Origin of the sequence: Thermoactinospora rubra (assembly GCF_002093975.1) — a bacterium.
GTDB classification, from domain to species: Bacteria; Actinomycetota; Actinomycetes; order Streptosporangiales; family Streptosporangiaceae; genus Nonomuraea; species Nonomuraea rubra_A.
On sequence record NZ_KZ084335.1, the window covers coordinates 124,387 to 146,554 of the forward strand.

20 protein-coding genes and 1 CRISPR repeat array are annotated in these 22,168 nt (G+C 71.4%); of the genes, 12 read left to right on the forward strand and 8 right to left on the reverse strand.

Annotated elements, in window-relative coordinates:
• Nucleotides 1-10: 10 nt before the first annotated feature.
• From BSB02_RS14990 to BSB02_RS15000, 3 genes are all read right to left on the reverse strand, one after another.
• On the reverse strand, nt 11-1,126 hold the full coding sequence (locus tag BSB02_RS14990) for a steroid 3-ketoacyl-CoA thiolase (protein WP_084959405.1): 1,116 nt from the start codon (nt 1,124-1,126) through the stop codon (nt 11-13).
• 77 nt (nt 1,127-1,203) lie between these two features.
• Nucleotides 1,204-2,163, reverse strand: a complete 960-nt coding sequence (locus tag BSB02_RS14995) for a sigma-70 family RNA polymerase sigma factor (RefSeq protein ID WP_084959406.1) — start codon at nt 2,161-2,163, stop codon at nt 1,204-1,206.
• Nucleotides 2,164-2,264: 101 nt separating this feature from the next.
• Nucleotides 2,265-2,891 carry a TetR family transcriptional regulator gene (locus BSB02_RS15000; RefSeq protein ID WP_084959407.1) on the reverse strand — a complete coding sequence of 209 codons (627 nt, stop codon included), beginning with the start codon at nt 2,889-2,891 and terminating at the stop codon, nt 2,265-2,267.
• A 185-nt stretch (nt 2,892-3,076) separates the two neighbouring features.
• Here BSB02_RS15000 and BSB02_RS15005 point away from each other — a divergent pair, with 185 nt between their 5' ends.
• The 6 genes from BSB02_RS15005 to BSB02_RS15030 are packed head-to-tail and all read left to right on the forward strand — an operon-like array spanning nt 3,077 to nt 9,209.
• Nucleotides 3,077-4,672 carry an AMP-binding protein gene (locus BSB02_RS15005; protein ID WP_084959408.1) on the forward strand — a complete coding sequence of 532 codons (1,596 nt, stop codon included), beginning with the start codon at nt 3,077-3,079 and terminating at the stop codon, nt 4,670-4,672.
• Complete coding sequence (locus tag BSB02_RS15010; protein WP_084959409.1) at nt 4,672-5,586, forward strand: acyl-CoA dehydrogenase family protein; 915 nt, start codon at nt 4,672-4,674, stop codon at nt 5,584-5,586. Before BSB02_RS15005 ends, BSB02_RS15010 begins: the two co-directional genes overlap by 1 nt.
• Nucleotides 5,583-6,731, forward strand: coding sequence for an acyl-CoA dehydrogenase family protein (locus tag BSB02_RS15015; protein WP_084959410.1), 1,149 nt, complete (start codon nt 5,583-5,585; stop codon nt 6,729-6,731). Before BSB02_RS15010 ends, BSB02_RS15015 begins: the two co-directional genes overlap by 4 nt.
• A gap of 11 nt (nt 6,732-6,742) precedes the next feature.
• Nucleotides 6,743-7,651 (forward strand): bifunctional MaoC family dehydratase N-terminal/OB-fold nucleic acid binding domain-containing protein, encoded by a 909-nt coding sequence (locus tag BSB02_RS15020; protein WP_240506425.1) that lies wholly within the window; start codon nt 6,743-6,745, stop codon nt 7,649-7,651.
• On the forward strand, nt 7,645-8,049 hold the full coding sequence (locus tag BSB02_RS15025) for a MaoC/PaaZ C-terminal domain-containing protein (RefSeq protein WP_084959433.1): 405 nt from the start codon (nt 7,645-7,647) through the stop codon (nt 8,047-8,049). The genes BSB02_RS15020 and BSB02_RS15025 overlap by 7 nt, the downstream gene beginning before the upstream one ends.
• Nucleotides 8,046-9,209, forward strand: a complete 1,164-nt coding sequence (locus tag BSB02_RS15030; RefSeq protein ID WP_084959412.1) for a lipid-transfer protein — start codon at nt 8,046-8,048, stop codon at nt 9,207-9,209. The genes BSB02_RS15025 and BSB02_RS15030 overlap by 4 nt, the downstream gene beginning before the upstream one ends.
• Before the next feature lie 9 nt (nt 9,210-9,218).
• On the opposite strand, the gene BSB02_RS15035 is transcribed toward BSB02_RS15030, so the two are convergent.
• The gene (locus tag BSB02_RS15035; protein WP_084959413.1) at nt 9,219-10,280 is read right to left on the reverse strand and encodes a hypothetical protein; all 1,062 of its coding nucleotides are present in this window, start codon (nt 10,278-10,280) and stop codon (nt 9,219-9,221) included.
• Between the two features lie 234 nt (nt 10,281-10,514).
• On the opposite strand from BSB02_RS15035, the gene BSB02_RS15040 reads away from it, so the two are divergent.
• Genes BSB02_RS15040 through BSB02_RS15065 form a run of 6 tightly spaced genes read left to right on the forward strand, consistent with a single transcriptional unit; the run spans nt 10,515 to nt 14,657 of the window.
• Nucleotides 10,515-11,540 (forward strand): ABC transporter ATP-binding protein, encoded by a 1,026-nt coding sequence (locus BSB02_RS15040; protein WP_084959414.1) that lies wholly within the window; start codon nt 10,515-10,517, stop codon nt 11,538-11,540.
• Nucleotides 11,533-12,207, forward strand: a complete 675-nt coding sequence (locus BSB02_RS15045) for an ABC transporter permease (protein ID WP_084959415.1) — start codon at nt 11,533-11,535, stop codon at nt 12,205-12,207. The genes BSB02_RS15040 and BSB02_RS15045 overlap by 8 nt, the downstream gene beginning before the upstream one ends.
• Nucleotides 12,204-12,878 (forward strand): ABC transporter permease, encoded by a 675-nt coding sequence (locus BSB02_RS15050; protein WP_084959416.1) that lies wholly within the window; start codon nt 12,204-12,206, stop codon nt 12,876-12,878. Before BSB02_RS15045 ends, BSB02_RS15050 begins: the two co-directional genes overlap by 4 nt.
• Before the next feature lie 15 nt (nt 12,879-12,893).
• On the forward strand, nt 12,894-13,814 hold the full coding sequence (locus tag BSB02_RS15055; RefSeq protein WP_084959417.1) for an ABC transporter substrate-binding protein: 921 nt from the start codon (nt 12,894-12,896) through the stop codon (nt 13,812-13,814).
• Between the two features lie 29 nt (nt 13,815-13,843).
• Nucleotides 13,844-14,302, forward strand: a complete 459-nt coding sequence (locus BSB02_RS15060) for a flavin reductase family protein (RefSeq protein ID WP_084959434.1) — start codon at nt 13,844-13,846, stop codon at nt 14,300-14,302.
• Between the two features lie 40 nt (nt 14,303-14,342).
• The gene (locus BSB02_RS15065; RefSeq protein ID WP_084959418.1) at nt 14,343-14,657 is read left to right on the forward strand and encodes a type II toxin-antitoxin system prevent-host-death family antitoxin; all 315 of its coding nucleotides are present in this window, start codon (nt 14,343-14,345) and stop codon (nt 14,655-14,657) included.
• 120 nt (nt 14,658-14,777) lie between these two features.
• Here the strand turns inward: BSB02_RS15065 and sppA are convergent, their stop codons facing one another.
• The 4 genes from sppA to BSB02_RS15085 form a co-directional block, all read right to left on the reverse strand.
• Nucleotides 14,778-16,451, reverse strand: coding sequence for a signal peptide peptidase SppA (gene sppA, locus BSB02_RS15070; protein WP_084959419.1), 1,674 nt, complete (start codon nt 16,449-16,451; stop codon nt 14,778-14,780).
• Nucleotides 16,452-16,563: 112 nt separating this feature from the next.
• The gene (locus tag BSB02_RS15075) at nt 16,564-17,925 is read right to left on the reverse strand and encodes a S8 family peptidase (protein WP_143590676.1); all 1,362 of its coding nucleotides are present in this window, start codon (nt 17,923-17,925) and stop codon (nt 16,564-16,566) included.
• Between the two features lie 159 nt (nt 17,926-18,084).
• Complete coding sequence (locus BSB02_RS15080) at nt 18,085-19,968, reverse strand: S8 family peptidase (protein WP_158088632.1); 1,884 nt, start codon at nt 19,966-19,968, stop codon at nt 18,085-18,087.
• A gap of 273 nt (nt 19,969-20,241) precedes the next feature.
• Nucleotides 20,242-21,639: an ATP-binding protein gene (locus BSB02_RS15085; RefSeq protein ID WP_206184700.1), complete on the reverse strand. Its 1,398-nt coding sequence runs from the start codon at nt 21,637-21,639 to the stop codon at nt 20,242-20,244.
• Nucleotides 21,640-21,810: 171 nt separating this feature from the next.
• A CRISPR array of direct repeats spans nt 21,811-22,083; the repeat unit is 29 nt; unit sequence GGGATCATCCCCGCGTGCGCGGGGAGCAC.
• Nucleotides 22,084-22,168 lie beyond the last annotated feature (85 nt).

The window sequence follows — 22,168 nt, forward strand, 5'->3', positions numbered from 1 at the left end:
GGAGGAGGGGTCAGGAGGCGCGTTCCAGGATGGTGGCCGTCGACAGGGCGCCGCCCGCGCACATCGTCACCAGCGCGGTCGTCGAGTCCGAGCGCTCCAGCTCGTGCAGCGCCGTCGTCACCAGGCGCGCTCCCGTGGCGCCGACCGGGTGACCCAGGGCGATGGCGCCCCCGTTGACGTTCACCCGGTCGAAGTCCGGCTCGTGGACCGACGCCCACGACAGCACCACCGAGGCGAATGCCTCGTTGACCTCGAACCGGTCGATGTCGCCGATCGTCATCCCGGCACGCGCCAGCACGTGCGCCGTGGCCTCCACCGGCCCGTCGAGGTGATAGTACGGCTCGGCCCCCACCAGCGCCTGGGCCAGGATGCGCGCCCGCGGGCGCAGGCCGTGCCGCCTGGCGGCCTCCTCGCTCATCAGCAGCACCGCCGCCGCCCCGTCGGAGATCTGCGAGGAGGTCCCGGCCGTGTGCAGCCCGCCGGGAAGCACCGGCTTGAGCCGCGCCAGCCCCTCCACGGTCGTCTCCCGCAGTCCTTGGTCGCGCGAGACCCCGGCCACCGGCACGATCTCGCGCTCGAACCGGCCGTCGGCCCACGCCTTGGCCGCCAGCTGCTGCGACCGCGCGCCGAACCAGTCCAGCCGCTCCCGCGTCAGCCCCCGCCGCTGCGCGATGCGCTCGGCGGCGGTGAACTGGTCGGGCAGGTCGATGCTCCAGTCGTCCGGCCTGGGCTGCGCCGGGCGCACGTTGCTGCCGAGCGGCACGCGGCTCATCACCTCGACCCCGCAGGCGACGCCGACCTCGACGACCCCCGCCTGGATGAGCGCCGCGGCCAGGTGGACCGCCTGCTGCGACGAGCCGCACTGGGCGTCTATCGTCGTGACCCCGGTTTGGTACGGCAGGCCCGCGTACAGCCACGCATGGCGCCCCACGTGCCCGCCCTGCTCGCCCGCCTGCGTCACGCATCCGGCGAAGACCTGGCCGACGATCGACGGGTCGATGCCCGAGCGCTCGACCAGCCCGGTCAGCGCCGTGGCGAGAACCTGTTGCGGTTTGAGGGCCGAGAGCCAGCCGTCGCGCTTCCCGATGGGCGTGCGAACGGCCTCGACGATGACGGGTGTGCCCATGCTGCGCCTCCAGAACGATGCTCTGGATGCGACTGTAACCTGTTCTATTTTGTTGCGGAACGGCGTCGCCCGACCTGCTACTGGACCGGGGTGGCCTCCGGCAGCCTGCGCGGCAGCCCGAACACCTCGAACAGCGACAGGTCGAAGAACTGGCTCACGTGGCTGACCTTGCCGCCCGACAGCGTGAGCACCGGGATCGCGAAGGCCTCGCCGCGGAAGTACATGCCGAAGGCGGCCTGGCCGTTGGCCGAGACCGGCACCAGCTTGAGGTCGCCGGGCCGCTTGGCCGGGCACCAGTTCGCGATGAGCCTGCCGATGTTCTCCGGGCCTTGGTACCAGCCCAGGAACGGCGGCATCTCCCAGACCGCGTCCTTGGTGAACAGCTCGACGATCGCCGCGATGTCATAGTCCTCGAACGCGGCGACATAGCGGTCGAGCAGCTCCTTGCGCTCCTGGGCCGTGGGCTCGGCGAGGTCCTCCTCCTTCAGCCCGACCTGCTCCAGCTGGGCCTTGGCGCGCTGCAGCATGCTGTTGACCGCGGTCGTGGTGGTGCCGAGCACCTCGGCCACCTCGGCGGCCTTCCACTGCAGCACCTCGCGCAGGACGAGCACCGCGCGCTGCCGGGGCGGCAGGTGCTGGAGGGCGGCCATCAGCGCCAGGCGCAGCGAGGAACGGCCGGCCACCACGGAGGCCGGGTCGTCGACCATCGAGTCGGGGATCGGCTCCAGCCACGGCACCTCCTTGGAGGACTCCAGCTCGGCGCTCGGGTCGGCGCTGGGCGCGCCCAGCCCCGTGGGCATGGGGCGGCGCTTGCGGCTGTCGAGGGCGGTCAGGCAGGTGTTCGTGGCGATCTTGTAGAGCCACGTGCGCAACGACGCCCGGCCGTCGAACTTGTCGTAGGCGTTCCACGCCCGCAGATAGGTCTCCTGGACCAGGTCCTCCGCGTCATGGACCGACCCCGTCATGCGGTAGCAGTGCGCGAGCAGCTCGCGCCGCATGGGATCGGCGAGGCGAAGGAACTCGTCGTTGTCCGTCATACCTCCCTGTATAGACGAGCCCACCGACAATTCCGCGGCCCGCCGGAGAGTTTTACGCGGCAATCGGCACGCAATCACCCGCCGGAGCCGGCGGCGGCGGGTCAGAAGTCGGCGAGCAGGCGGCCGGCCGCGATCTCGATGCGCTGCTGGATCTGCTCGTAGGTGCGCCGGCCGCGCAGCATCTCCAGCAGCTCGTGCACCCACACGCTGGCCAGCGACCCGGCCAGCGCGACCTCCTCCTCTGTGGCCTGGTCACGGCCGGACACCCGCAGCAGCAGCCCGGTCATGCGGTCGCCGAACGGCGTCTCGACCTCGGCCAGGATGAGCGAGCGGATGAGGGCGTCGGCCAGCTCGGGCTCGCGCATGAGGCCCCTGGTGGCGCGCATGAGCACGTCGACCGCGCGGCCCGCCGCGGTGGCCGCGCTCGGCGGCCGGCGCTCGATGGAGCTCTCCAGCAGGTCGATCTCCTCGCTGACCACCGCCACGACGAGGTCCATCTTCGAGGGGAAGTAGCGGTAGAGCGTGCCGAGCGCGACGCCGGCGCGCTCGGCGACGGTGCGCATCTGCATGGCCTCGACGCCGCCGCGGGAGGCGAGGGCGGCCGCCGCCTGCACGATCCTCTTGCGGCGCTGGTGCTGGCTGCGCGTGCGGACGCCTGAGGACACCGAGGGCGCCTCGCTGTCCACGGCTCTCTGCTCGGGGACCGCGGGCGCGGTGGGGATGCGCATGAGAACACGTTATCTGATTTTTCCGCCCCTGGCTTGTTACTGGCGAGTCACTAAAGAGCCCGCATACCCCCATGTCTACCGCGTTTCCACAATATGTCAGGACTTTGGCGGAAAAGAGACACTGGACAGTTATTAGAATCTGTTCTACTTTGCCAGAAGCTGACCGAGCGCTTGGTGGAGGCGCGATGACCGCTGGCCCGTTCGCCGTCCTCCTGGCGGCCCGCGCGGGCGACGACCGCCCGGGGCTGCTGTCGGAGGACCATGGCTGGACGTGGCGCGAGCACGTCGAAAGCTCCCGCGCCCACGCCGCCTGGCTGGACCGGGCCGGTCCCGCGGGTCTCCACGTGGGCGTGCTCCTCGACAACACGCCCGAGATGGTCTTCCTCATCGGCGCCGCCGCGCTGAGCGGCCACGTGCTCGTCGCCCTCAACCCCACCCGCTCGGTCGAGGAGCTGACGCGCGACGCCAGGGCCACCGACGTGGGCCTGCTGCTGTGGGACGACCCGTACGGCGAGGCCGCCCGCGCGGTCGCCGGCGCCCTCGGTGTCCCGGCCCGCCACGCCGCGGACACCCGGGCGACAGGCATTCCCACGAGCCCGCCGGGCGAGCTCGTCATGCTGATCTTCACCTCGGGCACCTCGGGACGGCCGCGCGCCGTCCGCGTGACCCAGCGGAAGATCGCCGTCCCCGGCACGAGCCTGGCCGCCCTGCTCCGGCCCGAGGACGTGGTCTACTGCTCGATGCCGCTGTTCCACTCCGGCGCCGTCATGGCCGCCTACGCCCCGGCCGTGGCCTCCGGGGCCGCGCTGGCGCTCCGCCGCCGCTTCTCGGCCTCGGCCGTGCTGCCGGACGTGCGCCGGTACGGCTGCACCTACCTGCACTTCGTCGGCAAGGCGCTGTCCTACGTCCTGGCCACGCCCGAGCGGCCCGACGACGCCGACAACCCACTGCGGATCGCCTTCGGCAACGAGGGCGGCGCGACGGCGGTCCGCCGGTTCGGCGAGCGGTTCGGCTGCCACGTCGTTGACGCCTTCGGCTCCACCGAGACCGCGATCTCCATCACGCCCGACCCGTCAGGGCCGCCGGGCAGCCTGGGGCGGCTGCCGGAGGGCGTCGAGATCCGCGACCCGGTGACGGGGCGGCGGTGCGCGACGGCGGTCCTGGACGGCGGGCGCCTGCTCAACCCCGGCGAGGCGATCGGCGAGCTGGTCAACGTCGGCGGGACCGGCCTGTTCGACGGCTACTACGCCGACCCGGAGGCCGACCGCGAGCGCGTCCGCGACGGCGCCTTCTGGTCCGGCGACCTGGCCTACGCCGACGCCGGCGGCTACGTCTACTTCGCCGGGCGCGGCACCGAGCGGCTGCGCGTGGACGGGGAGAACCTGGCCGTCGCGCCGATCGAGGAGGTCCTGCGGCAGTTCCCCGGCGTCGTCGAGGCCGCCGTGTACCCCGTGCCCGACGCCGCGGCCGGCGACCAGGTCATGGCCGCGCTCGTGCTCGACGGCGACTTCGACCCCGGCGCGTTCGAGGAGTTCCTCGCGGGCCGCAAGGACCTCGGCGCCAAGGCGGCGCCCCGCTACGTCCGCGTCAGCGCCGACCTGCCGCGGACGCCGTCGCACAAGGTCCTCAAGCGCCACCTCGCCCGGGAGGCCTGGCGCACCCGGGATCCCGTGTGGCGCCGCGCCCGCGCCGGGCAGTACCGGCGGCTGACGGGGCGGGACGTCGAGGCCATCGAGGACGAGTTCGCACGGCACGGCCGGCAGCACCTTCTGGAGAGCTAGTGGACTTCACCCTGGACGAGACACAACGGGACCTGCGGGCGCTCGCCGAGGGCGTCCTGGCCAAGGAGGCCACGCCCGAGCGCGGCGGCCGGCCGTACGACGAGAAGACCTGGCGCGCCATGACCGAGACCGGGCTGGCGGACGTGTGCGTGCCCGAGGAGGCGGGCGGCGCGGGGCAGGGCGCGGTGGAGATGGCCGTGGTGCTGCGCGAGGTCGGCGCCCGCGCGGCCCCCGTGCCCGCCCTCGGGCACCTGGCCGGGACCCTGGCCCTGGCCCGGTACGGCAGGGCGGTCGAGGGCCTGGTGACGGTGGCGGCCCAGGGCTCGGGACGGCGCTTCCGGTCCGTCCCCTACGCCGCCCAGGCCGACCACATCCTCATCGCGGCCGACGACGGCGTCCACCTCGCGCGGAACCCGGCGCTGACCCCCGAGTTCACCGCCACCGGCGAGCCCGCCGCCACCGTCGCCTTCGAGCGGGCCGACCGGATCGCCGACGACCCCGCGCCCCTGCGCACGCTCATGCGGATCGCGATCGCCGCCCAGGCCGGCGGCGTCCTGGCGGGCGCGCTCAAGCTGACCACCGACCACGTCAAGGCCAGGCGCCAGTTCGGCCGCGCGCTGGCCGAGTTCCAGGCCGTGACCATGCAGGTCGCCGACGTCTACATCGCCTCGCGCGCCCTGGACGTGGCGATGTGGGCGGCGGCGTGGGGCGGCGACGAGACCGACGCGGCCGTGGCGGCCTTCCACGTCTCGGAGGCATTCAAGGCCCTCTACACCTGCCAGCACCTGCACGGCGGCCTGGGCCTGGACGTGACCTACCCGCTGCACCGCTACTTCGCCCAGGCCAAGCACCTGGCGCACCTGCTCGGCGGCGCCGACGCCCAGCTCGACCTGATTGGAGCGCTCGCCCGATGATGATCGACCTGACCGCCGAGCAGGAGCGGCTGCGCGCCGAGCTGCGCGAGTACTTCCGGACCTGCCTGACCCCCGAGGACCGCGGGAAGATCGCCGAGGATCCCTTCGGCGAGCACTACATGGAGCACTGCCGCCGCCTCGGCCGCGACGGCAAGCTCGGCGTCGGCTGGCCCAAGGAGTACGGCGGAGGCGGCTACGGCCCCGTCGAGCAGCAGATCTTCGCCAACGAGATCGCCCGCGCCGGCGTGCCGTACCCGATCATCACGCTCCAGACCGTCGGCCCGACCCTGATGCAGTACGGCACGCGGGAGCAGAAGGAGTTCTTCCTGCCGCGCATCCTGGCGGGGGAGTGCCACTTCGCCATCGGCTACAGCGAGCCGGAGGCGGGCACGGACCTGGCCGCGCTGAAGACCACCGCCGTGCTGGACGGCGACCACTACGTCGTCAACGGGCAGAAGATCTTCACCAGCGGCGCCCACTACGCCGACTACGTCTGGCTGGCCGCCCGGACCGGCCCCGACAGGCACCGCGGCATCACCATGATGATCGTCGACTGCCGCGACCCGGGGTTCTCCTGGACGCCGATCGTCACCATGGACGGCCGCCACCACACCAACGCCACGTACTACTCCGACGTGCGCGTCCCGGTGTCCATGGTGGTCGGCGAGGTCAACAAGGGCTGGGACCTGATCGTCAACCAGCTCAACCACGAGCGCGTCACCCTCGGCCCGGCGGGCAACATCGGCCGGCTCCGCGACCGCTTCCTGGCCTGGGCCCGCCGCGCGGACCTGCTGGACCATCCCGACGTCCGGCGCGCCCTCGGCCGCGTCCACGCCTACTTCCGCACCAACGAGCTGCTCAACTGGCAGGTCGCCGCGTCGATGGACCTCGGCTGGCTGGGCGCGCCCGACGCCTCGGCCACCAAGATCTACGGCTCGGAGCGCATGCAGGAGGTCGGGCGGCTCATCGCCGAGGTCCTGGCCCGGCACGGCGACCCGGCCGACCCGGACACCGCCGAGTTCATGGAGAGCCTGGACCACGGGATCAAGGGCGCGGTCGTGCTGACGTTCGGCGGCGGGGTCAACGAGGTGCAGCGCGAGCTGATCGCCATGCTGGGGCTGGGCCTGCCGAGGCCGCCGCGATGACCGGGCAGGACATGACCGGGCAAGACATGACCGGGCGGGACCTGCACGAGCTGGCCGGCAAGCAGGCCGCCCTGGGCGAGGTGCGCGGCGCGCCGGGGCCCGACCCGGTCAACGAGACCATGATCCGCCACTGGCTGGAGGCCATGGGCGACGCCAATCCCGCCTACCTGGAGCGCGGCGTCGCGCCGCCCGCGATGTCGCAGGTGTGGACGATGCCCGGGCTCGCGCGGGCCAGGCAGGCCACCCCGGTCGACGACGTGCTCGCGGCGCTGGATGCCGGCGGCTACACCGGCGTCGTCGCCACCGACTGCGACCAGACCTACCACCGCTATGCCAGGGTCGGCGAGCGCCTCACACCGGGCACGCGCTTCACGAGCCTGGCCGGGCCCAAGAAGACGGCGCTGGGCGAGGGCTACTTCGTCACCTGGACCGTCGTCTGGTACGCCGAGGACGACTCGCCGGTCGCCGAGATGATGTTCCGCGTGCTGAAGTTCCGGCCACGGGAGCGGCGGCAGCCGTACCCGCTCAAACCGGCCGCTGGCCGCGACACCGAGTTCTTCTGGGAGGGCGTGCGGCGGCGGGAGCTGCGCATCCAGCGCTGCCTGGACTGCGGCCAGTTGCGGCACCCGCCCGGGCCGCTGTGCCCCTCCTGCCGGTCGGCCAACCGGGGACACACGGTCGCCACAGGCGAGGGGACCGTCTACAGCTACGTCGTCCACCACCATCCGCCCGTCCCGGGACGGGAGACGCCGTACGTGGTGGCGGTGGTGGAGCTTCCCGAGGGCGTGAGGATCGTAGGAAATATCGTGAATTGTCGGATTGATGAGGTGCGCATCGGGATGCCGGTGCGCGTGACGTACCAGGCCATGGACGACGAGCTCGTCCTGCCGATGTGGGCGCCGCGGGAGGCGCGATGCTGAACGAAGGCACGGTGCTTCCCGAGCTGTCCATCGACCTCACCCCCACCCTGGTCGTCGCCACGGCGCTGGCCACGCGGGACTTCACCCCCGTCCACCACGACGTCTCCGGGGCGCGGGCGCAGGGGGCCAAGGACGTCTTCCTCAACATCCTGACCACGATGGGGCTGATCGAGCGCTACGTCACCGACCACGTGGGACGGCAGGCGGTGATCAAGCGCCTCAGCGTCAGGCTGGGCGTCCCCGCTTATGCGGGCGACCGGCTGACCTTCACCGGGACCGTGGTCTCGCGCGAGGACTCCCAGGACGGCTCGCAGTACACGGTCGAGGTCCGCGGCAAGGTCAGCATCGGCGACCACGCCACCGCCACGGTCACGTTCGCCATCCCGGGAGAGGCATGAGATCCGCAGCCGCCGTCGCCGGCATCGGCGCCACCGAGTTCAGCAAGGAGTCCGGGCGGTCGGAACTCCGGCTGGCCGCCGAGGCCGTGCTGGCCGCCCTCGACGACGCCGGGCTCGCCCCCGCCGACGTCGACGGCCTGGTGACCTACACCCAGGACGCCAACCAGGAGATCGCCGTCGCCCGCGAGACCGGCATCGGCGAGCTGACCTTCTTCTCCCGCGTCCACTACGGCGGCGGCGCGGCCTGCGGGACGGTCATGCACGCCGCGATGGCCGTCGCCACCGGCGCGGCCCGCACGGTCGTCTGCTACCGCGCCTTCAACGAGCGCTCGGGGCGCCGCTTCGGCCAGCCCGACGCCCGCCTGGGCGGCGAGCCGTCCTCGCAGGGCCTGGAGATGAGCTGGCACGTGCCGTTCGGCCTCATGACGCCCGCCGCCTGGGTCGCCATGTTCGCCAGGCGCTACATGCACGTCTACGGCGCCACCTCCGAGGACTTCGGCCGGGTCGCCGTGGCCATGCGCCGCCACGCCGCCACCAACCCGGCGGCGTGGTTCCACGGCCGCCCGATCACGCTGGAGGACCACCAGCGCTCCCGCTGGATCGTCGAACCGCTGCGCCTGCTGGACTGCTGCCAGGAGAGCGACGGCGCCGTGGCCCTGGTCGTCACCTCCGCCGAGCGGGCCCGCGACCTGCGCCGCACCCCGGCGCTGATCACCGCTGCGGCGCAGGGGTCGGGGTCCGGCCAGATGATGATGACCAGCTACTATCGCGACGACATGACCGGACTGCCGGAGATGGGCGTCGTCGGCAGGCGGCTGTGGGAGACGTCGGGCCTGTCGCCGCGCGACATCCAGACCGCGATCCTCTACGACCACTTCACCCCGTTCGTCCTCACGCAGCTGGAGGAGCTGGGCTTCTGCCCGCGCGGCGAGGCCAAGGAGTACGTCAGGGACGGCGGCATCGAGCTGGGCGGCCGCCTGCCGGTCAACCCGCACGGGGGCCAGCTCGGCGAGGCGTACATCCACGGCATGAACGGCATCGCCGAGGCGGTGCGTCAGGTGCGCGGCACGTCGGTGAACCAGGTGCCGGGCGTGCACAACGTCCTGGTGACCGCGGGCACCGGCGTCCCGACCAGCGGGCTGATCCTGTCGGCGGCCTAGCGTGACCCGCTAGAAGACCAGGAACGCCAGCAGGGCGATCACCACGCAGACGACGAAGCCGAGCACCTCCCACGCCCAGTCGCGGCCCGGGTCGACGGCGGGCTTCCCCGGCCGCCCGGTCGGCTGCTTCCGCGGCTGGGGCCGCCCGGCTTCCGCCCGGCTCGATTCCGGCCGTCGCGGCGCCTCCGTGCCCGCCGTTTTCCCCGCCGCTTCCCGCGCGACCGGCTCCTGGGCGGCAGGCCGCGCGGCCTTCGGCTCGCGCAGGTAGTAGACCGGCTCCCGGCGTCTGGCCTGGGGAGCGAACAGGCTCCCCGGCTTGCCCGCCACCAGCACGTCCCCCGGCATGGGCGCGGACAGCGGCGGCACCTTGGGCATCGGCGCGGTCGCCGCCTCGTGGTGCGACACCTCCGCACGCGGCCTCAGCAACTCGGCCGGGAACAGCCCGGTGCTGGTCGCCGGGTCGGTCTCCGCCAGGGGCAGCGGCCAGACGGGCGGCACGGGCCAGGGGGCGGGCGCGACGTCACGCACGAGCGAGCGGACCGACTCCGGCGGGACGGGCCAGGGCAGGCGCGCGAGCAGCTCGCGGGGCGGCGTGACGGCCAGCGCCTCGTGGGTCTGGTCCGCCAGCCGTACGGCACTGGCCAGCGCGGTCAGCAGGGCGTGCTGGAAGCGGGCGCGGGCGTGGGCGGCCAGCTCGTCGGCGGTGTCGGCGGCCACGTCGAGCACCCAGGCCAGCTCGGCCCGGTCCAGCCCGCACACCTCCGCCAGCAGCAGCACCTCCCGCTGGTGGGGGCGCAGCTCGCGGAAGGCCCGTTCGACGAGGGCGGCCTGCGGGTCCACGAGGGGGTCGACGACGGGCGGCGAGTACACCACGTCGCGCTTGTGGATCTCGCGGCGGGCCAGCGCGTAGAGCGCGGCACGCGGAGGGGCCTGGCCGGCGGCCCGCGACAGGACCGCGGCCAGGGCGTCGGCGGCGACGCCGAGGTCACCGAGCTGGTCGGCGCAGTAGGCGAACACCCCGGCGGCGTGCCGGTCGTACAGCTCGGTGCGGCTGGTGAGCTGAAGGGTCACGGGGTCCTCTGGGGGAAGACGGATTGGTGGCAATCATGCCGCCAATCCGGCCCGCCGCGCACTGCCGGATGCGCATTTGATAGCAAACGGTGCTGGTCGGTGAAACGGTTCACGCCGGGGCCGGGAGGACACAAGGGATCGCATCGCCGTAGGGTGTGTGCATCGGGGATCTTCGAAGGCGCCTTCGAAGAGGTCTTCGATGGATCGACGACGGCGACGAGCACGAGGTCATACATGATCACATTCGACTCCGTCACCAAGCGCTACGCTGACGGGACCGTCGCCGTGGACCAGCTCTCCCTGGAGGCGCCGACCGGCGAGATCACGGTGTTCGTCGGGCCGTCCGGCTGCGGCAAGACGACGTCGCTGCGCATGATCAACCGGATGATCGACGCCACGGAGGGCCGTGTCCTGCTCGACGGCACCGACGTCACGACCATCGACCCGCCCACGCTGCGGCGCGGCATCGGCTACGTCATCCAGCAGGCCGGGCTGTTCCCGCACCGCAAGATCGTCGACAACGTCGCCACGGTCCCGTACCTGCTGGGCTGGGACCGGCACAAGGCCCGCACCCGCGCGATGGAGCTGCTCGAGCGGGTCGGGCTCGACACCAAGCTCGCCCAGCGCTACCCGTTCCAGCTGTCCGGCGGCCAGCAGCAGCGCGTCGGCGTCGCCCGCGCCCTGGCCGCCGACCCGCCCGTGCTGCTGATGGACGAGCCGTTCAGCGCCGTCGACCCGATCGTCCGCACCAGCCTGCAGGACGAGCTGCTGCGGCTGCAGGGCGAGCTGCACAAGACCATCGTGTTCGTCACCCACGACATCGACGAGGCCATCAAGCTCGGCGACCGGGTGGCCGTGCTGCGCGTGGGCGGCAGGCTGGCCCAGCTGGCCGACCCCAAGACGCTGCTGTCGCAGCCCGCCGACGACTTCGTCCGCGAGTTCCTCGGCCGCGACCGGGGCATCAGGCGGCTGCAGTTCGTCCCCGCCGGCCGCGTCCGGCTGGCCGACCCCTCCGCCGCGGCCGGCGGCTGGCGGCTGGTCACGCAGGACGGCCGGCCCCGGGGCTGGCGGCGCGGGGACGGGCCGCTGGAGCCGTACGGGACGTTCGTCCCCGGGCGCGACTCGCTGCGCACCGCCCTGGACGCGGCGCTGCTGACGCCGGCCGGCTGCGCGGTCGCCGTCGACGCCGAGGGCCGGGTGGTCGGGATCGCCACGCGGGAGGCGCTGGACGAGGCCCTGGCGGAGGCCGCCGATGGATGACGAACCGCTGTTCCGCTGGAGCTGGGTGGTCAGCAACTGGGACAACGACACGCCCAACAGCATCGTCAACCTGCTCCAGGCGCACATCGTGATGGCGGGCGTGCCGACCGTGCTCGGCCTGCTCCTCGCGGTGCCGCTCGGCGTGGCCTGCGCCCGCTGGCGCTGGCTCTACCAGCCCACGTCCGGGCTGATGAACGCCGTCTACGCGCTGCCGTCGATCGCGCTGTTCATGCTGCTGCTGTCCGTCACCGGGTTCAGCCGCCTCACGGTGATCATCCCGCTCACGCTCTACGCGGTGGCCGTCCTCATGCCGGCCGTGGTCGACGGGCTCAGGTCGGTCCCCGAGCACGTCAGGCAGTCGGCGGTGGCGATGGGCTTCACCCCGACGCGCAGGCTGGTCCGCGTCGAGCTGCCGATCGCCGTGCCCGTGGTGCTGGCGGGGCTGCGGGTCGTGGCGGTCTCCAGCATCAGCCTGGTCAGCGTCGGCGCGCTGATCGGCCAGGGCGGGCTCGGCAACTACTTCACCGACGCCTACCAGCGCGACTTCTACACGCCCGCGGTCGTGGGCATCGCGCTGATCGTCCTGCTCGCGCTGGTCGCCGACGGGATCATCGTCGGGGCGCAGCGGCTCCTCACCCCCTGGGTGCGCGCCAGGAGGTCCGCGTGAACTTCCTGCTGGACTTCTTCGGCGACCCCGCCAACTGGTCGGGCGCCGGCGGCATCCCCGCGCGCCTGCTGCAGCACCTCGGCTTCTCCGCCGCCGCGCTCGCGCTGTCGGCGCTGATCGGCATCCCACTCGGCCTGCTGATCGGCCACACCGGCAGGGGCGCCTTCCTCGTGGTGGCCTCGGCCAACGTCGCCAGGGCGCTGCCCACACTGGGCCTGCTGGTGCTGCTCGTCCTGCTGCTGGGCACCGCGTCGGTGTGGCCGGTGCTGATCCCGCTCGTGGCGCTGGCCGTACCGCCCATCCTCGTCAACACCTTCGAGGGCGTCAGGGGCGTGGACCCGGAGTTGCGCGACGCCGCGTACGGCATGGGCCTGCGCGGGCCCCAGGTGCTCGGCAAGGTGCTCGTGCCGGTGGCGCTGCCGCTCATCCTCCTCGGGCTGCGCCTGGCGGCCGTGCAGATCGTGGCCACCGCGGCGGTCGCCGCCTACGTCGGGCTGGGCGGCCTGGGGCGGTACATCATCGACGGTTTGGCGACCAAGGAATACGACCAGGTCGTCGGCGGCTCTGTACTGATTGTGTTGTTCGCTCTCGCCACGCAGGGCCTGTTCACGATCGTGCAGCGGCTGACGGTCTCGCCAGGGGTGAGCCAGCGTGTGCGCATCCCGCGCTAGGAAGGGAACCACTTCATGAGACGCATCTTCGGCGCCGCCGCAGTGATCTTGTCGGCTGCGCTCGCCTTGACCGCCTGCGGGTCCGGCGACCCCCTCACGCAGGCCAGCCCCACCCCCGCCCCCACCGGCCAGGCCACCGCAGGAGGCGGCGGCAAGGTCGTCGTGGGCTCGGCCGACTTCCCCGAGAACGTGCTGCTCGCCTCCATCTACGCCCAGGCACTGCGGGCCAAGGGCGTCCAGGTCGAGGAGAAGCCGAACATCGGCAGCCGCGAGGTCCTCTTCGACCAGATCAAGAGCGGCGGGCTGAGCGTGCTGCCGGAGTACAACGGCGCGCTGCTGGCCTACATCGACCCCGGCACCAAGGCCGCCTCCACCGAGGAGGTCAACGCCGAGCTGAAGAGCAAGCTGCCGCCGGAGCTGGAGATCCTCGACTCCGCGGCCGCCCAGGACAACGACTCCCTCACGGTCACCAAGGACTTCGCCGCCAAGAACAACCTCACCACCATCGAGGACCTGGCCAAGATCTCCAAGAACCTGGTCGTGGGCGGGCCGCCGGAGTTCAAGAAGCGCCGCGAGCAGCAGTTCAAGGACGTCTACGGCCTGGAGTTCAAGGAGTGGAAGGCGACCGGCGCCGCCACCGCCGACGCCATCAAGGACGGCACGATCCAGGTGGGCAACGTCTTCACCACCGACCCCAAGATCCTGATCAACGACATGGTCTCGCTCCAGGACCCCAAGAACGTCTTCAGCGCCCAGAACGTCACGCCGCTGGTCAACAAGGCGGCCGTGAACGACACGGTCAGGACCACGCTGAACGCGATCTCCGCCAAGCTGACCACGGACCAGCTCGTCGACATGATGAAGAAGCTGTCCATCGACAAGCAGGACGCCGCGGTCGTCGCCAAGGAGTGGCTGACCGCCAACGGCCTGGCGTGAGCCCGTCCGGCCAGGAGTTCAGGGAGGCGATGGCCCAGCTGGCGGCGGGCGTCGCGGTCGTCACCGTGCGCGACGGCCGCGACGACCTCGGCGTCACGGTCTCCGCGCTGATGTCGGTGTCGATGGACCCGCCGCTGGTGCTGCTCAGCCTGGCCTCGCGCGGCTACCTGTGCGAGGTGCTGCTGCGCCGGGACCGCTGGGCCGCCTCCCTCCTGGCCTCCGGCCAGGCCGCCATCGCGAGCCGCTTCGCCACCCCGGGCCGCCCCAGCGCCCGCCACCTCCTCGCCGGCACGACGCACCACCGCGGCCCGCTGTCGGACGCCTTCGTGGTGGGCGAGGGCGTGGCGGCCCTGGAGGCGGAGACCGCGCAGGTGGTGCCGGCGGGGGACCACACGCTGTTCATCGCGGGCGTGCTCGCCGTGGACTACGTGAACGCGGCCAAGCAGCCTTTGGTACGGCTCCGCGGCCGCTACCGCCCCGTGGGGTAATCGAAGGAAACCGATGTGGGACACGGCGTAACCTCGGGGCATGAGCGCGCCTCTCGACGAGCTCCCCGAGATCAGCCAGTGGGATCTCAAGCATCGAGCAGCGGAGATCATGGACGCCATAGAGCATGGCCAGGCGTTCGTTCTCACGCGAAACGGGCGAAGGATCGCGGTCGTGACGCCGATCAGCCGGCGCCGGACATTTGTTTCCCGGGAAAGGATGCAGGCTGCGTTCTCCGGCATCGGAAGAATCGACGACCGGAAGTTCGCCGAAGATGTTCGTGCCGCATTTGCGGACGATACTGACGAAGACGCCTACGACCGGGCATTTCGTCGCACACCCAAGGGCGAGCAGTGACTTTCGGGGCGCCCTGGACACCAACATTCTGATCTTGGCGTTATGGCGCGATCCCGATGGACCGCGCCTGCGGGAAGGTCTCGCGCCTCGGCCGATCGGGCGGGCCGCTGAGCCGTACCGTCAGCGGATCGTCCACCAGCCCGGCAGCACCAGCGGGCCGTACGACGGGAGGCCCAGGTCGGCGGCCAGGCGGGCGAACGGGCCCCAGGCCTCCAGGCGGAGGCGGGTGATCGCGGCGGCGCGGTCCTCGCTGGAGTCGGGGCCGCGCAGGCGCTCCAGCGGGTTGAGCCGGGGGTAGATCCGCACCGGGGCGTCGGCGGCGAGCCCGGCGCGCTTGCGCGCGATCGCCATCGCGTCCTCCAGCCCGCCGACCTCGTCCACCAGCCCGCCGGAGCGCGCGTCGGCGCCCGTCCACACCCGGCCCTTGGCCAGCTCGTGCGCGCGTTCGCGGGTGAGGTTGCGGCCTTCGGCGACCTTGGCCACGAAGTCGTCGTAGATCCGGTCCAGCCAGGCGTTGATCTTCTCCCACTGGGCCGGCGAGAAGCCGCGCGAGGTGGAGAACATCGCCGCGTTGCCGCCCTCGGCCACCACGTCGGAGGTGACGCCGATCTTCTTCAGCAGCTCGGCCAGCACCGGCTTGCCGCCGAACACGCCGATCGAGCCGGTCAGCGTGCCCGGCTGCGCGACGATCACATCCGCGGCCATCGAGACGAAGTACCCGCCCGAGGCGGCCAGGTCGCCCATCGACACGATGACCGGCTTGACCTTGCGCGTCAGGACGATCTCGCGCCACACGGCGTCGGAGGCCACGTAGGAGCCGCCGGGGCTGTCGACGCGGAAGACCACGGCCTTGACGTGCTCGTCGCGGCGGGCGGTCCTGATCGCCGAGGTGATGGTGTCGGACCCCATCGCGCCGCCGCCGAACGGGCTGCGCCCGCTCTTGCCCAGCTTGATCATCCCGGTGCCGTGGATCAGCGCGACCGAGTCGGCCTTGGGGTGCGGCAGCTTGGGCCCCCGGATGTAGCGGGAGACGTACAGCAGGTGCGCGTCCGCGCCCGCGGCCTTCTTGACCTCGTCGTACACCTGGTCGCGGTAGGCCAGCTCGTCCACCAGCCCCGCCTCGACCGCCTCGGCGCCGATGAACGGCCCGCGGTCGATGAGCTCGCGCACCTTCCCCGGGTCCAGCCTGCGGCCGTCGGCGATGCCCGCGACCAGCTGCTCGGTGACCGACTGGGCGATCCTGGCCACCGACTCGCGGTGCGGCTCGGTCATGTGGTCCTGGGTGAACACGTTGGCCGCGGTCTTGTACTCGTGCCGCTGGCCGCCCTCGTAGACGATGCCCAGCTTGTCCAGCGCGCCCTTGACGAAGCGCTGCTCCAGGGCCACGCCGGTCAGCCCCACGTCGCCGCTGGGCTGGAGGTAGACGCGCTCGAAGGCGCTGGCCAGGTAGTACGGCACGGTGCCGTTGCCGAACTCGCCGAACGTCTCGGCGAAGGCCACCGTCAGCTTGCCGCCCGCGCGGAACTGGATCACCGCCTGGCGCAGCTCCTGGACCGTCGCCAGGCCGATCGGGTTGCCGCCGATCTTGACGATCAGCGCCTTGACGCGCGAGTCCCGCCTGGCCCGCTTCAGCCCCGCCAGCACGTCCGCCAGGCGCGGCTTGCGCATGGTGAGCAGCGCGGATATGGGGTCGGCCGGCGGGCCCTCCGTGAGCCCCTCGGTGAGGTCGAGCTCGAGGACCAGGGGAGCGGTGCGTCGCTGCAGAACGGCGTTGATCGTCTTGCTCGCGTCCATGACGTCACACTAATCGGCGGAAGCCGGTCATGGGCGACCGGCTTCCGCCTCAGGGAGCCGCCGGGCCTCGGCGCCTCAGCGGGCCGTCACAGCCGGAGGCCTTGACAGGGCCTCACAGCCGGATGCGGAAGATGGCCGCCAGCACGTCGATCCTGGGCGTGGTCACCTGCGTGCCCGCGCTCGTGTAGGTGATCGGCTTGCCGTACCGCTCGAGCCGTCCCTCCAGCTGGGCCACGGAGCTGCGCGGGTTGGCCTGGCGCAGCAGGGCGAAGGCGCCCGCGGTGTGCGGCGTGGCCATCGAGGTGCCGCTCAGCGTGCCGTACGCGTCGTCGGGCACCGCCGCCCTGATGGCGACGCCGGGGGCGAACACGTCGAGCAGCGAGCCGCGGTTGGAGAAGGAGGCGACGTTGTCCTGCTTGTCCGTCGCGCCCACGGCGATCGCGGTCGACACGCAGGCGGGCCAGGAGACGGCGCTCTGGAAGCCGTCGTTGCCGGAGGCCACCACGGTCGCCGTGCCCTTGGCGATCAGCTTGTCGACCTGGGCCTTGAAGTCGGCGCCGTCGCCCTCGTCGCAGTAGGTGTCGTACTGCCCGCCGCCCAGGCTGAGGTTGACCGCCGCGATGTTGTGCTGGTCGGCGAGCAGCTCGGCGTAGGCCATGCCGGTGAGGATGGAGGAGTCGTAGGCGAGCACGCACACGGGCCGGGTGCCGCAGTAGGGCGAGTTGTCGAAGCGGCTGAAGACCTGCACCGGGATGATCTTCGCCTTGGGCGCCACGCCGTTGGCGGCGAACTCGGCCGTCTTCTGCCCGGCGGCGATGGCGGCCACGTGGGTGCCGTGGTAGCACAGCCCGGCCGTCGGGTTCGGCGCGCCGCGGTAGCAGGCGTCGGTCTCGACGTGCGCGGCGCCGTCGCCGATCTGGAACGGCGCGCCGTTCGGGCACAGCGAGGTCGACTGGTCGGCCGGGTCGGTGTTGGAGAAGCACGCCTGGGCGACGATGCGTCCGGCGAAGGCCGGGTGGTCGGCGTCGATGCCGGTGTCGAGGATCGCGACCGCCGTGCCCCTGCCGGTGATCGCCAGCTTGTGGGCCTTGTCGGCCCTGATGAGCGGCACCGACTCCAGCAGCGTCGGCTCGTTGAGCTTGTCCCTGCGGATGGAGACGACCTCGGCCTGCTTGGCCACCTCGACGAGCTCCTCGCGGGTGCCCCGGTAGACGAAGAAGTCCAGCTCGCCGGCGACCTCGGCGGGCGGCTCGGCGGCGATGTTCCGCTTGGCGTCCTGCACCTGCTCGGCGCTGGACCTGACGGAGGCCACCTGGGCGGGCTGCTGGACGCGCACGATGACGCGGTGCTCGCCGGTGGCCGGGATCGAGGGGTCGATCTTGGATTCGGGATCGGCGTACGCGGGGGTGACCGCGAAGGCTAACGACGCTGTGGCGAGCGCGATGGCGCCGGCCAGGAGAGACAGGGGTCTCAAATGAGCCTCCGGTGCTGGGAGATGCCTTTGCGCCTTGAGAGTAAAGTTTCGCACTCCCGATGTCAGTGTGCCGTTACCGGATCTTTTCCTGATTTATCGCCACAAACAGCGAAGAGGGCCGATCGCCGCTTCCGCGACCGGCCCTCCTCGGTGTGGCGCTTACTTGTTCACGTGCTTGGCCAGGTAGGCGGCCGCCTTCTTGGCCTGCGCCGCCGTACCGCTCGCGCGGTGCTTCTCGGCGATGGCGACGGCCTTGGCGAAGGTCGTCTTGCCGTGGACCTTGGAGGAGCCGTTGTAGACGCCGTGCGCGTAGTTGAGCCACGCGGCCAGCAGCTCACGGTCCAGGACGTTCTTGCCCTTGAGGACCCGGTACGCCTTGGCCGCCGTCTTGGCGTCGGTCACCTCGGAGAAGACCTTGCTGCCCTTGTCGGCGATGGACAGGTAGCAGGCGACGGTCGCGGCCTTGCCCTTCTTGATCCAGGCGGCCCACTGCGCGGCGGTCAGCGAGTCGGTGCCCTTGCCCCGCTTGCAGGCGGGCTTGGCGGAGTCATTGCCGCTGGGCTGGGAGAAGTCCCCCGAGCCGGTGCCGGTCTGGGTGACGGGCTCGAAGACCGGGCCCGGGTCCTGGGTCGGCTTGGGCGACGCGGACGCCGTCGGCGTGGCCGTCGGAGTCGAGGGCGGCGGGAAGAGGGCCGACAGGTCGAGCCTGGGGGTCGTCACCTGGGCCGAGCCGCTGGTGTAGGTGATGGGCTTGCCGATGCGCTTGAACAGCGCCAGCAGGCCGGCGGGCGTGCCCGGCACCTTCTTGGACACCAGGGCGAACGCGCCGGCCACGTGCGGAGCGGCCATGGAGGTGCCGCCCAGCGTGCCGTAACCGTTGGCGGTGATCGGGCCCTTGATCGGCCAGCCCGGCGCGAACAGGTCCAGCATCGCGCCCCGGTTGCTGAAAGCGGAGATCTCGTCCGTCTTGGTGCCCTGTGCGGCGTTCTCCACGTTGGTCGAGCCGACAGTGACGGCGCTGGACACGCAGGCGGGCCACGACACGTCGGTGCCCCAGCCCTCGTTGCCCGCGGCGACGACGGTCGCCACCCCGATGCCGAGCAGCTGGTCCGTCAGCTGCTTGAAGTCGGCGCCGTCGGTCGCATCGCAGTAGGTGGAGTAGCGGCCACCGCCCAGGCTCAGGTTGACGGCCTTGACGTTGAAGGAGGCGGCGATGTTCCTGGCGTAGGCCATGCCGGCCAGGATGGAGGAGTCGTAGGCGCCCACGCAGGCCGGCGTCCCGCAGTACTCGGGGTCCTCGATGCGGCTGAAGACCTGGACGGGGATGATCGTCGCACCGGGCGCCACGCCGTTGGCGGGGAAGGCGGGCGTGGCCTTGCCGGCCGCGATGCCGGCGACGTGCGTGCCGTGGTAGCACAGGCCGTACGTGGGGTGACCGTCCTTCATGCACGCGTCGGTCTCGGCGTCGGCGGCCCGGTCGCCGATCTCGAAGGCCCGGCCGGACGGGCACAGCGACTTGGTCTTGTCCGCAGGGTCGAAGTCCGAGAAGCACGCCGCGGCCTTGATACGGCCCTCGAACGCCGGGTGGTCCAGGTCGATGCCCGTGTCGAGGATCACGACCGCGGTGCCGCCGCCGTCGAAGCCCTGGGCGTGCGCCTTGTCGGCGCCGATGACCGGGATGCTCTGGAGGAGGGACGGCGAGCGGAACTTGTCCTCGCGGATCGAGACCACCTCGGGCTTCTCCGCGATCTTCAGGAAGTCCGCGTAGGTGCCGTTGGCGACGAAGAAGTCCGTGGTGCTCGCGACCGGCTCCGGCGGCAGGAAGACGTCCTTCTCGCCGGTGACCGCCTCGGCCTTCTCGGAAGCGGGGCCCACGGCCTGGGGCTTGGTGACGCTGATCAGGGCCCGGTGTTCCCTGCCGTCGTCGAGCGCCTTGTCGACCTTGGCCGCCGGGTCAGGGGTGGCCGCCGCTGGTCCGGAGACCAGCGCTAAGGATGTGGCGGCCAGCGCGACGGCGCCGGCCAGCAGAGACCGCAGTCTCACTGTTCCTCCGTGGGGAGTGAGGGATGAGGGGAGGGAGGACGGCCGCTCTGCCGAAATGGCCCCCGGTGTCGTCATCCCCCGTGATCAATCAGGTTGCGAGGGACGAGAGTAACGGATGTTACTTGTGGGTTTTTAGAGGGTCATAGTCACTGTTATGGACTCTTTATAACGGTCCAAAAGTGGATAAATCGGGAAATTTGCCGTTCCAGAAGGGCGGGAGCCAACGAGGCCGGCCGTACCTCTGCTTGCTGTCAGGAACGGCCTGCGCCCTCGCTACGCGCCCTCGCCGGGCGTGAAGATGTCAGCGGCGGTCACGCACAGAAGCTCCGGAGGTGCGTGAACAATGGATTCTCGCGCGCAGACGGCATAGCGCAGCGAATCCGGCACGCCCGGCAGAGCGCTCGCCTTCACGGCGAGCTTGTGGACCAGCCGGGTCCCATCCACCTCCCGGGCCCACTTGGCCTCACCGGCCAAGATGGGCACGGTGGTCCCGTCCCGGCGTCCCAGGACGACCGCGTCGATCTGGTCCTGGCCGTCGCTCTTCCACCAAGGCCCCACGGCGGTGACGGAAGGCCCGAGCTCGCCGAGTACGGCCAGTCTGCGAAGGTGGTCGCGGAAGGCGTCCTCGTACACGCCTCCCATGTGGTCGTCCAGGTCGGTGACGATCTCCCGGACGATCGTCTCGCCGAGCCCGCGCTCGATCTCGGCGCGGTAGTGCTCCAGCACTCCCAGATAGAAGGCCAGGAAGTTGTCGGCGATGCGGTAGATGCGCTTCCTGGTGCGTCGCGGATCTTCGGTGACCGGGATTAGCCGTTCGATGAGCCGCATCTGGAGCAGCCTGTCCAGCGTCCGGCTCGGCTCGGCGCGGACGGCGTCGGCGATCTCCTGGTACTTGGTCTTGCCGGAGGCTATGGCGTACAGCACAGCCGCGGGCAGGTCTCCGGACTCCACCTCGGAGCCCAGGACCCTGTCACCCTCGGTGAGAAGGAGGGATCCGGGCCGGCAGGCCAGCCTCCGGAGGTTGGCGGTGATCGGCTGGCTCTGGTTCCACCACTCCAGATACTGCGGCATTCCCCCGACGATGCCGTAGACCAGAGCCCGCTCGGCGGGGGCGAGGTCGGGCAGCATGGCGGCCGCCTCGTGCGGGCGGAAGGGGTGAAGGAGCAGCGTCAGGTCGAAACGTCCGTAAAGGGGCTCGCGATACTCCTGGATCGCTTCCATCGTCCGCACCGAGGAGCCGCAGATGAGGATCCTGAGCTGGGTGTGCCCGCGCGACCTGTCAAGGAAGGCGCGCAGGATGCCGGGCAGTGCCGGCGTCATGGCCATGAGCTCCGGGAACTCGTCGAGCACGAGCAACAGTGGCTCGTCTCGAGCGGCCGCCCCCAGCGCCTCCAGCAGGTCTTCCCATCGTTCGTAGGGGTGGAGACGTAGATCCCGCAGCGGGTCGCCGGCCACGGCGGCCACGCGGTGCGACAGCTCTGTCAGCTCATCCTTGGTCGGTCGCCTCGCGGCGGTATGGAAGACGACGCGCTTGCCGGTGCTGAAGCGCTCAATGAGAACGGTCTTGCCCACGCGACGGCGCCCCCAGATCAGCGCGGGCCTGGGGAAAGGGCTGGACCACCATTCTTCCAGCGCGGCCAGTTCTGCCGTCCGTCCGACGAAGCGCGTCACCACCACAAACTAACTCGTGACGTTAGTTACATGCAAGGTAACTAACGTATCATGCGAGTTTTTCCCCAGCATTGAGTCTTGGCTCACCGCGAACTGCCGGAGCTTCTCCACGGGGGACGTGCGTTGTGGCGGCCCGCACTTACCCTTCCGTTCGGCTACACACTCGTCACCGCGACCATCCCCACGTGCGCGGGGAGCACGCCACGACGCCGGGCCTGTTCAAGGGCGCCCTGGGATCATCCCCGCGTGCGCGGGGAGCACACCACGCTCGTCGGCGGTCTCAAGTCGCACACGGGATCATCCCCGCGTGCGCGGGGAGCACGGGGTATCGAGCCGCAATACCCCTGTCACGCGGGGATCATCCCCGCGTGCGCGGGGAGCACCAGGCCAGACGCGGCCCCGACGACTGGGAGCGGGGATCATCCCCGCGTGCGCGGGGAGCACCCGGGATCGCGAACAGCGCCTCGTCGGGCGGGGGGATCATCCCCAATGCCGGGTAGTTAAGGCCCACCGCGTGTTGTCAAGTCGG

Bases quoted from the DNA above. Each gene is read 5' to 3' on its own strand.
- BSB02_RS14990 (WP_084959405.1), bottom strand. From the start codon at position 1,126: ATGGGCACACCCGTCATCGTCGAGGCCGTTCGCACGCCCATCGGGAAG.
- BSB02_RS14995 (WP_084959406.1), bottom strand. From the start codon at position 2,163: ATGACGGACAACGACGAGTTCCTTCGCCTCGCCGATCCCATGCGGCGC.
- BSB02_RS15000 (WP_084959407.1), bottom strand. From the start codon at position 2,891: ATGCGCATCCCCACCGCGCCCGCGGTCCCCGAGCAGAGAGCCGTGGAC.
- BSB02_RS15005 (WP_084959408.1), top strand. From the start codon at position 3,077: ATGACCGCTGGCCCGTTCGCCGTCCTCCTGGCGGCCCGCGCGGGCGAC.
- BSB02_RS15015 (WP_084959410.1), top strand. From the start codon at position 5,583: ATGATGATCGACCTGACCGCCGAGCAGGAGCGGCTGCGCGCCGAGCTG.
- BSB02_RS15020 (WP_240506425.1), top strand. From the start codon at position 6,743: ATGACCGGGCAAGACATGACCGGGCGGGACCTGCACGAGCTGGCCGGC.
- BSB02_RS15025 (WP_084959433.1), top strand. From the start codon at position 7,645: ATGCTGAACGAAGGCACGGTGCTTCCCGAGCTGTCCATCGACCTCACC.
- BSB02_RS15030 (WP_084959412.1), top strand. From the start codon at position 8,046: ATGAGATCCGCAGCCGCCGTCGCCGGCATCGGCGCCACCGAGTTCAGC.
- BSB02_RS15040 (WP_084959414.1), top strand. From the start codon at position 10,515: ATGATCACATTCGACTCCGTCACCAAGCGCTACGCTGACGGGACCGTC.
- BSB02_RS15045 (WP_084959415.1), top strand. From the start codon at position 11,533: ATGGATGACGAACCGCTGTTCCGCTGGAGCTGGGTGGTCAGCAACTGG.
- BSB02_RS15055 (WP_084959417.1), top strand. From the start codon at position 12,894: ATGAGACGCATCTTCGGCGCCGCCGCAGTGATCTTGTCGGCTGCGCTC.
- BSB02_RS15060 (WP_084959434.1), top strand. From the start codon at position 13,844: ATGGCCCAGCTGGCGGCGGGCGTCGCGGTCGTCACCGTGCGCGACGGC.
- BSB02_RS15065 (WP_084959418.1), top strand. From the start codon at position 14,343: ATGAGCGCGCCTCTCGACGAGCTCCCCGAGATCAGCCAGTGGGATCTC.
- sppA (WP_084959419.1), bottom strand. From the start codon at position 16,451: ATGGACGCGAGCAAGACGATCAACGCCGTTCTGCAGCGACGCACCGCT.